Below are 12,862 nucleotides of genomic sequence, written 5' to 3'. Positions count from 1 at the left end.
CGCGTTCCGATCCTGCCCGACGATACCGCCGATACCCTGGCGGCGCGGGTGCTGGTGGAGGAACATCGCCTCTACCCGCAAACGCTGGCGGAGTTCGTAACGCGATGACCGAGATGCTCGACCGTATCCGTGAAGCCGTGAAGGTGTTGCCCGCCACAGAGAAGCGCGAGGCGGGCGAAGCTACGGTCTTTACCGTCGAGGGTAATGATTTCGTACGCATCGTCGGCGACAGCGCGACCGTGCGGGCCGACGATGGCTGGCGCGTGATCGACGCTGATGACGATCCCGCCGGGACTGAGGACGCCGTTGCCCATGCGTGGGAACTGGCGGCCCCGCGTGCGCTGCTGGAGGCCGGCGGACGGTGAGCGAGGCGGAAGAGGCGCGAGCCGAACGGCGGCGCTGGATCACGCTGGCCGAAGGCGTGGCGGTGGCCGGCGTCGTGATCGGTGGGCTGACGCTGTGGAACAACGTGTCCGAGCGGCGGACGGCGGATACCGAGCGTGCGGCCGAGCGCGAATCATCGGCCAAGGCCAGGGCGGCGCTGATGATCGTCGCGACGCCGGAGAGTGATGGCGAACGGCTCGTACTGAGCGCGGCCGATCGGCGGATTGAGCGGATCGACGTGACGTTTCCGCCGGCGCTGAAGGTGCCGGCCAAGTCGGCGGTCGGCGATGTCGCGATCGCGGCCGACTGGGTACGCGCACCGCTGCTGTCGATCACCGATGGCGGGGCCGATGCGATCGAGGGGCGGTTGCCGGTCGCGATCACCGCGACGTGGTGGGATGGCGATACCCGGCGGCAGTCGAGCGCGGTCTATGACCTGGTGTTCACGACGCATGGTCGGATCGTGGGCGGGCGTGGATTGAAACTGGCGGCGCTGGCACGGCGCGAGGCGGCGAGCGGCGGTGTGGCGCGGCGGCTGGATACGTTGTGGGCGCAGGAATTGGGGCGGTTGTCGGGTTGATCCCGCGCCTTTGTGTCTACAACACCCCTAATCGCTTTTGGCTTCGAGCTTGTCTATAACCGTAGTCGAGAAGGGGTTGCCTCAAACACCGGGTTCTCGACGGGCGCTTCTCGACAAGCTCGAAGCTGCTCGAACCGAACGGATTTCCTGCGGCGGAAATCTGTCGTAAACGAAAAAAACCCGCCTCCTTACCGGAAGCGGGCTTTCCTGTTTTAGCTGAAGCCGAAATCAGCCGACGATTTCTTCGGGCTTGAAGAAGAAGTCGATTTCGATCTTCGCATTCTCTTCCGAATCCGAACCGTGGACAGAGTTCGCTTCGATCGATTCGGCCAGTTCCTTGCGGATCGTGCCGGCGTCGGCGTTCGCCGGGTTGGTGGCGCCCATGATGTCGCGGTTTGCCTGAACGGCGTTTTCGCCTTCCAGCACCTGCACGACCACGGGACCCGAGATCATGAACGACACCAGGTCGTTGAAGAACGGACGCTCGCGGTGGACGCCATAAAAGCCTTCGGCCTGCTCGCGGGTCATCTGGATACGCTTCGAAGCGACGACGCGCAGGCCTGCTTCCTCCAGCATCTTGGTGACGGCGCCGGTCAGGTTGCGGCGGGTCGCGTCGGGCTTGATGATCGAAAAGGTACGGGTAGCGGCCATGGCGGTCGCGGCTCCTGCGTTGTTAGGTTGTTGGAAGGCTTGTCGCGGGTCCCCCTAATCGGGCGGCGCGCTACAGGCAAGCGTTACGCCGCCTGTTCCCAGCCGCTATCGCCCTGCCGCCAATAGCGCCGCTCGACGTTCTCGCGGTCGGCCAGCCCCTTCCACGCGACGCGGGCCGACGCGATGTGATCCTCGCCGAAGAAATGAAAGGCGCGCTCGAAGGTCAACGCTTCGTCCCGCCAGCGCCCGTCGACGATGGCGACGTTGCGCGCGGCATTGGCGTCGGTCGGTTCGGGCGCGATCAGCACGGCCTGGCACGCGTCGTCTCCCGCGCCGGCCTCCGCATGGGGCAGGAAGCTGTCGGCTGTGTAAGTCCACAGCAGCATGTCGAGGTGCCGCCGCTGGTCGGCATCGTCGGACAGCAGCAGCAGCCGCTCGCCATCGTCGTGCAGACGCTGGGCGATGCGCGGCAACACCCGGTCGAGCGGGCTGCGCGTCAGGTGGTAGAAGTCGATTTTCATCGGTGCGCTCGCTTCCCCTCTCCGCGCTCGTGACCCCAGCGAAGGCTGGGGTCTCCCGCGGCAAATATACCGTGCTGGCCGCGAGAGATTCCAGCCTTCGCCGGAATGACAAATGAGGAAGAGGGGGCCGGCCCTCAGCCCTCGAAATTATCCGCGACGAACCGGTCGAGCAGGCGCACGCCGAAGCCGGTCGCGCCCTTGTCGTGGTGATTGCCGGGCTTGTCCGCCCACACCATGCCGGCAATGTCGAGATGCGCCCAGCGCACGCCGTCATCGATATAGCGCTTCAGGAATTGTGCGGCGGTGATCGACCCGGCACCGCGCGGGCCGATATTCTTCATATCGGCGATCGGGCTGTCGAGCAGCTTGTCATAGGCGGGCGAAAGCGGGAAGCGCCACAGCAGGTCGCCCGATTCACGCGACGCGGCGAGCAGTTCGTCGGCCAGCGAATCGTCGTTGGCGAACATGCCGCCATGTTCGCTGCCGAGCGAGATGATCATCGCGCCGGTCAGCGTGGCGAGATCGACGATCGTCTTCGGGCTATGCGTCCGCTGGACCCAGGTCAGCACGTCGCACAGGACGAGGCGCCCTTCGGCATCGGTGTTCAGCACCTCGATCGTCTGGCCCGACATCGACGTCACGACGTCGCCGGGGCGCTGCGCCTTGCCGTCGGGCATGTTCTCGACCAGGCCGACCACACCGACGACGTTCGCCTTGGCCTTGCGGCTCGCCAGCGCCTTCATCGTCCCCGCGACGGCACCCGCGCCGCCCATGTCCCACTTCATGTCCTCCATGCCAGGGCCAGGCTTCAGCGAGATGCCGCCGGTGTCGAAGGTCACGCCCTTGCCGACCAGCGCGAGGTCGACCTCGCCCTCACCCTTGCCGTTCCAGCGCATCGCCAGCAGGCGTGCTTCCTTTTCCGAGCCAAGGCTGACGCCCAAGAGCGCGCCCATGCCGAGTTCGGCCATCTGGCGTTCGTCGAGGATCGTCAGCTCGACGCCCAGCGCCTCCAGTTCGCGGCATTTCTCGACGAAGCTGACCGGGTACAGGATGTTGGGCGGATCGGTGACGAGCGTGCGGGTGAGGTCCAGCCCCTTGGTGATGGCATCGGCCGCAACGAAGGCGTCGTCGATCCCTTGCGGGGCGCCGACGATGGTCAGGCCGGTCAGCGTGGGCTTCGTCTTTTCCGGCATCTTGGTACGATAGCCGTCCTGCCGCCAGCCGCGTTGCGCCGCCGTCGCCGCGAAACGGGCGACCGCCTTGGCCGACACATCGCTGCCGGTGAAGTCGATGGTCAGATCGGTGAGGCCCGACATGAGGAAGCGACCGGTCAACGCACCGCCGGCCTTTTCCAGTGCAGGCCCCTGCGCGTCACCGATGCCGAGCAGGATGATGCGGTTCGCGCTATCGCCTTCACCCGGCACGAAAATCTCCGCAATCGATCCGGCTTCGCCGTCGAAGCGCCCGGCGCGCGCGGCACCCGCCGCCAGCGTCGCGATCTGCGGTTCCAGACCCGCCGCGTCGATCCGGTCTAGCCCGCCGGTGGCGATCGGCAGGACAAGGGCGGTGGCGGTTCCCCGCTGGGAAGCGAACTGGATCGAAATCGACATGGGTTTCCTCTGGACATTGGCGCACAGGGCGCACGCACCTTCTAGGCGCGGTGCGGCGGGCAGGTAAAGCGGGCCAAGGGCGATTGCGGTTCCGGCCGCACGATGCAATAGCGCGAAACGAACGTCCGAAATCGGACGGCAACGGTTTGGGGAAGCGAGACTAGTGAAGCGTTCGTTGGGGTCGCTTGCCCTTGGCCTGACGCTGGCGATCGCCGGCCCTGCGGTCGCACAGGACCTGCAGGATCGCACCCTTCCGCCTCCGCCGCCGGAAAGTACCCTGCCGACACCCGCAACCGACGACCAGATCGACTTTTCGTCCGACCTGCTGACCTATGACAGCAACGCCGACATCGTTACCGCGACCGGCGAGGTGCGGCTGCTGCGCGAGGGCAACCGGCTGCGCGCGGATCGGGTGACGTGGAACCGAAAGACCGGACAGGTGGTGGCCGACGGCAATATCGCGGTCACCAATCCGGAAGGCGACATCGCCTATGGCGACCGGATCGAACTGACAGACAGTCTCAAGGACGGCGTGGTCGACAATATGCTGGTCGTCCTCGACGAGGGGGGCCGGATCGCGGCGAAGCGCGGCACGCGGTCGGAAAACGGCGTCGTAACCGTCGAAAGCGCAGCCTATACGCCCTGCGCCGTCACCAACTCCGCCGGTTGCCCGAAGGAGCCGTCGTGGAAGATCACGGCGCTGAAGGTCCGGTACGATCCGTCGCGCAAGCGCATCCGCTATACCGGCGCCGGCCTCACCATCTTCGGCCTGCCGACCATTCCGCTGCCGTCCTTCTCGCACTCGATCGGCGATGGCAGCGATTCGGGACTGCTGGCGCCGTCGATCCGGCTGGATCGGGTCAACGGGCTGGAAGTTGCGGTACCCTATTACTTCAACCTCGCCCCCAATCGCGACCTGACGATTACCCCCCACGTCTTCACCGCCGTGCTGCCGATGTTGCAGGCCGATTACCGGTCGCTGTCGAGCAAGGGCGCGTACCGGGTGCAGGGCTATGGGACGGTCAGCCGGCGTAGCGACGACCTGGTACTGGGCGCCTCACCAACCGGGACCGAGCGGTCGTTCCGCGGCTATGTCGATGCGATCGGACGGTTCCAGCTGGACCCGAACTGGAGCGTATCGGGGTCGCTGCGCTACACGACCGACCAGACATTCCTGCGCCGCTACGACATTTCGCGCGATGACCGGCTGCGCAACAATGTGACGGTCGAACGCATCGATCGCGATTCGATGCTGTCGATCAGCGGCTGGGCGGTGCAGACGCTGCGCGTTGGCGATAATCAGGGGATGCAGCCGATCGCCCTGCCCGAAATCGATTATCGCGGCCGCTTCAACGGGTTGCTGGGCGGCATCGCACAGGTGCAGCTCAACACGCTCGCGATCAGCCGCAGCGAAGGGCAGGATACGCAACGTGCCTTTGCCGCCGCCCGCTGGGACCTGACACGCTATACGCCGCTGGGGCAGGAGGTGACCTTCACCGCCTATGCCCGCGCCGATGCCTACAACGCGCGCGACACGATCGATACGGCGGTGCTGAGCTATCGTGGCGACGAAGGCTTCACCCCGCGCGGCATCGCCGCGGTGGCGGTCGATGTGCGCTGGCCGTTCATCGGTGCGATCGGGCGCGGGACCCAGCGGATTTCGCCACGCGTCCAATTGGTCGCATCGCCGAAGATCGCCAATCTCGCCGTGCCGAACGAGGATGCCCGCGCGGTCGATCTGGAGGATTCCAACCTCTTCGCGTTGAACCGTTTCGCCGGATATGACCGGTTCGAGGATTCATCGCGCGTCACCTATGGCCTCGACTATGCGCTCGACCTGCCGGGTGTGGCGGTGTCGGCGACCATCGGGCAAAGCTATCGCACCAGCGAGCGCGCGAGCATCCTGCCAAGCGGGACCGGGCTGGACGACCGGTTCTCCGATTTCGTCGGGCGCACCGACATCCGGTTCCGCGAACTGGTGACGTTCACCCACCGCTATCGGCTGGACAAGGACGGGCTGAAGATTCGTCGCAACGAACTGGACGCGACGGTCGGCAGCCGGCGGACCTATTTCCAGGTCGGCTATCTCCGCCTGAACCGCGATATCGACGAGCTGGAGGATTTGCAGGACCGTGAGGAAGTGCGTGTTGCCGGGCGGGTCGCGTTCGGGCCGTTCTGGTCCGCCTTTGCATCGGGCACCATCGACCTCACCGACAAATCGGAGGATTCGCTGTCGCTTTCCGACGGCTTCGATCCGATCCGCCATCGCGTGGGTGTCCAGTATGAGGACGACTGCCTGCGCCTTGGCCTGACGTGGAAGCGTGATTACCAACGCATCGGCGACGCGCGCAACGGCAGCAGCTATCTGGTAACGCTGGCGTTGAAGAACCTGGGACGATAAGGCTCTGTTCAGGCGCGGCGGGCCATGAATTTGCCCGAATGATGCGGCACCGCCCTGACCATCCGCGCATGGGATATGACGACCAAGTGACCAAGAACATCGTGAATGCCGGCCGTATCGGCCGTTCGATCGCCGGTTTCGTCGCGATCGCCGCCGCCGCAACGCTGGCCGCCCAGACGGTCAACGATGGCCAGGACGTGCCCGGCGCGAACCTGAACCTGCCGGGCAACCCGACGATCTTCGGCAAGCTGGACCCCAATATCCGCAAGCCGACCGCGATCGTGAACGACACGGTGCTGACCGGCACCGACGTCGACCAGCGCATGGCGTTGATCGTCGCGCTCAACGACTACAAGCTGAGTGCGGAGGACCGCGAGGTCCTGCGCGCGCAGGTCGTGCGGCAGCTGATCGACGAGACGCTGCAGATTCAGCAGGCCAAGGCGAAGGACATCACCGTCACCTCGGCCGAACTGGAACAGAGCTTCGACCGGCTCGCCAAGCAGCGCTTCAAGCAGACGCCCGAACAGCTGCGCGCCTATCTGCGCACGGTCGGATCGTCGGACCGCTCGCTGCGTCGCCAGATCGAGGGCGAACTGGCGTGGAGCCGGCTGCTGCGGCGGCAGGTCGAACCGTTCGTGAACGTCGGCGAAGAGGAAGTCGCCGCCGTCATCAAGCGGATGGAGGAATCGAAGGGCACCGAGGAATACAGCCTTCGCGAAATCTACATGGCGGCAACGCCCGATCGCGCGCCTGAGGTGCAGGGCGCGATGCAGAAGATGATCGAGCAGATCCGCCAGGGCGCGCCGTTCGAATATTTCGCGCGCAACTTCTCCGAAGCGTCGACCCGTGCGGTCGGCGGCGACCTGGGCTTCGTGCGCCTCAACATGTTGCCCGACCAGTTGCAGCGTGCCGCGACGCAGATGCAGGTCGGCCAGATCGCCGGCCCGATCGAAGTACCCGGCGGCTATTCGATCCTGTATCTTGCTGACAAGCGACAGGTACTGATGGCCGACCCGCGCGATGCGAAGCTGGCCCTGCGCCAGCTGTTCCTGCCCTTCCCCGCCGGGACGACCGAGGCGCAGGCGAGTGCCAAGGTCGCCGCCTTCACCACGGCGACGCAGGCGATCCGCGGCTGTGGCGATGCGACCAAGATCGCACAGGCGCAAAAGGCGGAAGTGGTCGACAATGACGCGGTCGTGCTGCGCAGCCTGCCGCCCGCGTTGCAGGACATCATCCTGAAGCTGAACGTCGGACAGGCGACCCCGCCGTTCGGTTCGCCCAAGGATGGCGTGCGCGTGCTGATCCTGTGCGGTCGCGAAGATCCGCGCACCGCCGGCATCCCGACCGCCGCACAGATTCAGCAAGGGCTGGAGCAGGAGCGCGTGAACCTGCGTGCCCAGCGCATGATGCGCGATCTGCGGCGCGATGCGGTGATCGAATATCGTTAAGGGGACGGGTGCGATGCGAACCGTCGCTCCGCTCGCCGTCTCGATGGGCGACCCGGCCGGTATCGGCCCGGAGGTGATTGCGAAGGCATGGGAACGCCGCGACAGCGAATCGCTCCCCTGTTTCTTTGCGGTCGGCGATGTGCGCGCCGTATCGCAGATATGGACCGGATCGGTCGAGCGGATCGACGATCCGCGCGATGCAGCGGGTGTGTTCGCGCGCGCGTTGCCGGTCGTATCGGTCGTCGATGGCGATGCGATCGTGCCGGGGCGGCCCGATATCGGCGGGGCGCGTTGCGCGCTCCAGTCGCTGGAACTGGCGGCTGGACTGGCACGGTCGGATGCCGCGTCAGGGCTGGTGACTGCCCCGATTTCGAAGGCCGAACTCTATCGTATCGGTTTCAACTATCCGGGGCAGACCGAGTTCGTCGCCGAACATTGCGGTGTGTCGCGCCAGAATGCGGTGATGATGCTGGCCGGGCCGACGCTGCGGGTGGTGCCGATCACGATCCACGAACCATTGTCTGCTGTCCCCAGCGTGCTGACCGTCGAACTGATCGTTGCGCGCGCTCGGGCGACGGCGCGCGGGCTGGTGCGCGATTTCGGGATCGATTCGCCCCGGCTTGCGCTTGCCGGGCTGAACCCCCACGCGGGTGAAAGTGGTGCGATCGGCCGCGAGGAGATCGAGGTGATGCAGCCGGCGGTCGCGCAGTTGCAGGCCGAGGGTATCGACATCGTCGGGCCGCTGGCCGCCGACGCGATGTTCCATCCGCGCGCCCGAGCCAAGTATGACGCGGCGCTGTGCGCCTATCACGACCAGGCGCTGATCCCGATCAAGACGCTACATTTCGACGATGGCGTCAACATCACGCTGGGATTGCCGATCGTACGCACTTCGCCCGACCATGGCACCGCGTTCGACATCGCCGGCGAGAACCTGGCCGAGCCCGGCGCGATGATCGCCGCGATCCGCATGGCGGGGCAGGCCGCCGCACGGCGTGCCGCAGCCGCATGACCGTCGCTCCTCTTACGGCGCTCCCGCCGCTGCGGGACGTGATCCAGCGTCACGGCCTGTCGGCGAACAAGGCGCTGGGCCAGAATTTTCTGTTCGACCAGCAACTGCTCGACCGGATCGCGCGGGTGCCGGGTGATCTGCACGATCAGGAGGTGCTGGAGGTCGGCCCCGGTCCGGGCGGGCTGACCCGCGCGCTGCTGCTCGCCGGGGCCAGGGTCACCGCGATCGAACGCGACCATCGCTGCATTCCGGCGCTCGAAGAACTGGGCGCCGCCTTTCCGGGAAGGCTACGGGTGATCGAGGGAGACGCGCTGGACGTCGATGCCTCGGCGCTGTTTCAGGGGCGGCCGCATATTGCGTCGAATCTGCCCTATAATGTCGGTACCGCGTTGTTCGTCGGCTGGCTATCCGCTGACTGGCGGCCGTGGTGGCAGAGCCTGACGTTGATGTTCCAGCGCGAGGTCGCCGACCGGATCGTCGCCAGCGCCCATGACGACGCCTTTGGCCGGCTGGCGGTGCTGGCGCAGTGGCGCAGTACGGCGCGGATTGCGATGCCGGTTCATCGCAGCGCCTTTACCCCGCCGCCCAAGGTCATGTCGGCCGTCGTGCATGTGGTGCCGACCGATGCACCCGACGGCGTGGCGCTGAAGGTGCTGGAGCGACTGACGGCGGCGGCGTTCGGTCAGCGGCGCAAGATGCTGCGGCAGAGCCTGAAGCCGGTGCCGGGCGCAATCGAGGCGGCGGGGACGATCGGGATCGACGTCACGCGACGGGCGGAAACGGTGTCGGTCGCCGAGTTCGTAGCAATGGCGCGGGTGTTGTCCGCGTAGCAGCGGGAAACGCTACATCGTCGACCGCCTCCAGCCGGACGCGCAGGATTACTGCGGTGTTGCCGGCTTGGGCGCGCCCGGAACAACCGGCGGCGTCTGCTGAGCGGTGGCGGTTACCGGCGGCCCCTTTGCAATGACGGCCGCGAGTTCATTCGCCGCCGGGCAGGTCGCGCCGCAGACGGTTTTGAGCTTCGCCAGCGTATCGCGCGCGCGGTTGACGGCGCCCTTTTGCACCAGCGCTTCGCCCTCGCCCTTCAACGCGGCGACATCGTTCGGCTCCAGGCTGAGCGCCTCGCGGTACAGGCGGATCGACTTGCCCGGAAGGCCTTGTACCCGCGCAATGTCGGCGAGCGTGATATAGGCGGCACGGTTGCGCGGATCGATCACCAGCGCACTTTCGATCAGGCCGGTCGCACGGCTGGTATCGCCGGCGGCCTGGGCGGCGCGCCCTTGTTGCAGCAGCGCCATCGACCGCGGATCGACCTGATTGTCCGGACGCTGGCCGCTGAGCGAGGCCGACACGCACACCAGCGCAAGGGCGCCCGCGACCGAAACCGAGGTGAACCGCATCAACATCTCCGATCGAGCGACTGGCACCCTTATGCCCGGCCGAGCCGTGCGACGAAGAAACCGTCGGTGGAATCGGATGCCGGGGTCAGGCGCATTCCATGACCGTGGACGCGCCCGCGCGGCAATGCAAGCGGCAGCGCGCGCCAATCGGGGTGGCGCGCCAGAAACGCATCGACCTGCCCCGCCCCTTCGGCGTCCAGCAGCGAGCAGACGACATAGGTGATCGTTCCGGTGGCCGAGGGCAGATCGGCGGCGACATCAAGCAACCGCGCCTGCGTCGCCACCACCCGGTCGAGCCGGTCGGGCGTCAGCCGCCAGCGCGCCTCCGGATTGCGGCGCCACGTTCCGGTGCCCGAGCATGGAGCATCGACCATTACCCAATCGGCCTGACCAGCGACGTCGGTCAACATCGCCGCTTCCTTGCCGGGGTCGAGCAGGCGTGTTTCCGCAACGGTAGCGCCGGCACGCCCCGCACGGGGAGCAAGCCGCGACAGGCGCGCGCGGTCGGTATCGGTCGCGAGGATACGCCCCTGCCCGCCCATCTGCGCAGCGATGGCGAGCGTCTTGCCGCCGCCGCCCGCGCACAGGTCGATGGCGAAGCCGTCCGGGGTTGCGCCGACTGCCAGCGACACGATCTGGCTGCCGAAATCCTGTACCTCGGCGCGGCCATCGCGCAGTGCCTCGCCCTGGTCGAGCGGGGTGTCCGCCGGCAGGCGGATCGCATCGGGCAGGTCTCCGGCAGGTTCGCCGCCCAGTTCCGCCAGCACCGCATCGCGATCGGCGCGCAGGCGGTTGACCCGGATGTCGAGCGGCGCACGCTCCAGCAATGCGGCGAGATCGCGCTCCTCCAGCCCGGATGCGCGGAACGCATCGACCAGCCAGGCCGGGGCATAGCCCGGCACGGCGCGAGGTTCGTCGCCAGCGATCGGTTGCGGACCATAGGACGATCCGTCGAACGTCGCCGCCAACTCGGGATCGCCATCCGCAATGGCGACGATCGCTGCCCGTGCCGAGACTGGAACCGCGCCGAAGCGGCGAACGGCGTCATAGGCCAGTGTGCGGATCGCGCGGCGGTCCTTCGACCCGGCATAGCGTCGTGCCGCGAAAAAGCGCTTGGCAACCTGGTCCGCCGCAGCGCCGCCGCCCCGTGCCGCATCAATGATCGCATCGACTAGATCGATTGCCGCCTGGGTACGCGCTGCGGGATTCATGCGAAGAGGTCCTGAAATTCCATGCCCGACGCTACCAACATAACCTATATCAATCCAGCCGGATACGAGGCGTGGTCACGTACCCGGCCATCTGCGCCGTCCGACACAAAACCGCGCCCGCCGACAGGACCGGGGGCGCGGTGACGGGCGTTCCGCGCCCCGTCGAGGATCAACGCGTCGGGTAGTTCGGCGCCTCACGCGTAATGGTCACGTCATGGACATGACTTTCCCGCAGGCCGGCATTGGTGATGCGGACGAAGCGGGCACGCTCCTGCAGGTCGGTGATCGTGTTCGATCCGGTATAGCCCATCGCCGCCTTCACGCCGCCGACCAGCTGGTGGATGACGTCCTTTGCCGGACCCTTGAACGCGACCTGCCCCTCGATACCTTCGGGGACGAGCTTCAACTGGTCCTTGATGTCCTGCTGAAAATAGCGGTCGGCCGACCCCTTGGCCATCGCGCCGACCGAGCCCATGCCGCGATAGCTCTTATACGCCCGCCCCTGATACAGGAAGGTTTCGCCCGGCGCTTCTTCGGTGCCGGCCAACAGTGATCCGATCATTACCGCCGATGCGCCGGCGGCCAGCGCCTTGGCCACATCGCCCGAGGTGCGGATGCCGCCATCGGCGATGACCGGCACGCCGGTGCCCGCCGCTGCCTTGGCTGCGTCCATGACGGCGGTCAGCTGGGGAACGCCGACGCCGGCAACGACGCGGGTGGTGCAGATCGAACCCGGACCGATGCCGACCTTGATCCCGTCGGCACCGGCGTCGATCAGCGCGCGCGTGGCATCGCCGGTCGCGACGTTGCCGGCGATAACCTGCACATGGGGGGCGATCGCCTTTACCCGCTTCACCGCTTCGGCGACCTGGCGGTTATGGCCGTGCGCAGTGTCGATAACGATCAGGTCGCATTCGGCCTCGATCAGCGCTTCGGTCCGCTCATAGCCCTTGTCGCCGACGGTCGTCGCGGCGGCGACGCACAGCCGGCCGGCGCTGTCCTTGGTCGCGTTTGGATAGGTTACCGCCTTTTCGATGTCCTTGACGGTAATGAGACCGACGCAGTGGTAGGAGTCGTCCACCACCAGCAGCTTTTCGATGCGGCGCTGGTGCAGCTGGCGGCGGGCCTCCTCCTGGCTGACGCCGATGCGGACGGTCGCGAGATTCTCGTGCGTCATCAGCTCGGCGACGGGCTGGTTCGGGTTCTCGGCGAAGCGGACGTCGCGATTGGTCAGGATGCCGGCCAGCTTGCCCGACGCCTCGACCACCGGGATGCCGCTGATCCGGTGGCGTTCCATCAGCGCGCGCGCGGCGCTGAGCGGCGCATCGGCGGTAATGGTGATCGGGTTGACGACCATGCCGCTTTCGAAACGCTTGACCGCACGGACCGCGGCGCACTGTTCCTCGATGGTCAGGTTGCGGTGAAGTACGCCGATCCCGCCCAGCTGCGCCATGACGATCGCCATGTCCGCTTCGGTCACGGTATCCATCGCCGAAGACAGGAACGGGATGTTGAGCGCCAGGTTGCGGGCGACGCGGGTGCGCGGGTCGGCCTGGCTGGGCAGCACGTCCGATTCCTGCGGAACCAGCAGCACGTCGTCGAAGGTCAGGCCGAGGGTGATATCCATGGGAAGCGTCGTCTCGT

12 protein-coding genes and 1 pseudogene are annotated in these 12,862 nt (G+C 66.7%); 7 read left to right on the top strand and 6 right to left on the bottom strand.

The genetic code is table 11. The features are described 5' to 3' along the window. From QZ755_RS02920 to QZ755_RS02910, 3 genes and pseudogenes are all read left to right on the top strand, one after another. Positions 1-108, top strand: a pseudogene (locus QZ755_RS02920) (phosphoribosylglycinamide formyltransferase); the annotation flags it as partial. Next, a complete protein-coding gene (locus QZ755_RS02915; RefSeq protein ID WP_294319563.1) occupies positions 105-365 on the top strand; it encodes a hypothetical protein in 261 nt (86 codons plus the stop codon). The pseudogene QZ755_RS02920 and the gene QZ755_RS02915, both read left to right, overlap by 4 nt. Next, positions 362-964 (top strand): hypothetical protein, encoded by a 603-nt coding sequence (locus QZ755_RS02910; protein WP_294319562.1) that lies wholly within the window; start codon positions 362-364, stop codon positions 962-964. The genes QZ755_RS02915 and QZ755_RS02910 overlap by 4 nt, the downstream gene beginning before the upstream one ends. Before the next feature lie 228 nt (positions 965-1,192). Here the strand turns inward: QZ755_RS02910 and ndk are convergent, their stop codons facing one another. The 3 genes from ndk to QZ755_RS02895 all read right to left on the bottom strand — a co-directional run bounded on the left by ndk (position 1,193) and on the right by QZ755_RS02895 (position 3,746). After that, positions 1,193-1,615 carry a nucleoside-diphosphate kinase gene (ndk, locus tag QZ755_RS02905; protein ID WP_055756278.1) on the bottom strand — a complete coding sequence of 141 codons (423 nt, stop codon included), beginning with the start codon at positions 1,613-1,615 and terminating at the stop codon, positions 1,193-1,195. An 83-nt stretch (positions 1,616-1,698) separates the two neighbouring features. Continuing rightward, positions 1,699-2,136, bottom strand: a complete 438-nt coding sequence (locus tag QZ755_RS02900; protein WP_294319553.1) for a DNA polymerase III subunit chi — start codon at positions 2,134-2,136, stop codon at positions 1,699-1,701. Between the two features lie 134 nt (positions 2,137-2,270). Then, entirely contained in the window at positions 2,271-3,746 is a 1,476-nt protein-coding gene (locus QZ755_RS02895; RefSeq protein ID WP_294319551.1) for a leucyl aminopeptidase, read from the bottom strand. Between the two features lie 163 nt (positions 3,747-3,909). On the opposite strand from QZ755_RS02895, the gene lptD reads away from it, so the two are divergent. The 4 genes from lptD (at position 3,910) to rsmA (ending at position 9,437) form a co-directional block, all read left to right on the top strand. Then, positions 3,910-6,147 (top strand): LPS assembly protein LptD, encoded by a 2,238-nt coding sequence (gene lptD / locus QZ755_RS02890; protein ID WP_294319549.1) that lies wholly within the window; start codon positions 3,910-3,912, stop codon positions 6,145-6,147. Positions 6,148-6,233: 86 nt separating this feature from the next. After that, positions 6,234-7,595: a peptidylprolyl isomerase gene (locus tag QZ755_RS02885; protein WP_294319547.1), complete on the top strand. Its 1,362-nt coding sequence runs from the start codon at positions 6,234-6,236 to the stop codon at positions 7,593-7,595. Between the two features lie 13 nt (positions 7,596-7,608). After that, positions 7,609-8,607 carry a 4-hydroxythreonine-4-phosphate dehydrogenase PdxA gene (gene pdxA / locus QZ755_RS02880; protein ID WP_294319545.1) on the top strand — a complete coding sequence of 333 codons (999 nt, stop codon included), beginning with the start codon at positions 7,609-7,611 and terminating at the stop codon, positions 8,605-8,607. Beyond that, entirely contained in the window at positions 8,604-9,437 is an 834-nt protein-coding gene (gene rsmA, locus QZ755_RS02875; RefSeq protein ID WP_294319543.1) for a 16S rRNA (adenine(1518)-N(6)/adenine(1519)-N(6))-dimethyltransferase RsmA, read from the top strand. The genes pdxA and rsmA overlap by 4 nt, the downstream gene beginning before the upstream one ends. Before the next feature lie 48 nt (positions 9,438-9,485). Here the strand turns inward: rsmA and QZ755_RS02870 are convergent, their stop codons facing one another. The 3 genes from QZ755_RS02870 to guaB form a co-directional block, all read right to left on the bottom strand. Beyond that, positions 9,486-10,007: a tetratricopeptide repeat protein gene (locus QZ755_RS02870; RefSeq protein ID WP_294319541.1), complete on the bottom strand. Its 522-nt coding sequence runs from the start codon at positions 10,005-10,007 to the stop codon at positions 9,486-9,488. A gap of 29 nt (positions 10,008-10,036) precedes the next feature. Continuing rightward, a complete protein-coding gene (locus tag QZ755_RS02865; protein WP_294319539.1) occupies positions 10,037-11,218 on the bottom strand; it encodes an RsmB/NOP family class I SAM-dependent RNA methyltransferase in 1,182 nt (393 codons plus the stop codon). A 169-nt stretch (positions 11,219-11,387) separates the two neighbouring features. Further along, entirely contained in the window at positions 11,388-12,845 is a 1,458-nt protein-coding gene (gene guaB, locus QZ755_RS02860) for an IMP dehydrogenase (RefSeq protein ID WP_294319538.1), read from the bottom strand. Positions 12,846-12,862: the final 17 nt, after the last annotated feature.

It is taken from the genome of uncultured Sphingomonas sp., from assembly GCF_913776855.1.
GTDB lineage: Bacteria > Pseudomonadota > Alphaproteobacteria > Sphingomonadales > Sphingomonadaceae > Sphingomonas.
The sequence above is the reverse complement of the archived record's forward strand: the minus strand, read 5'-3'. Positions and strand labels throughout refer to the sequence as shown.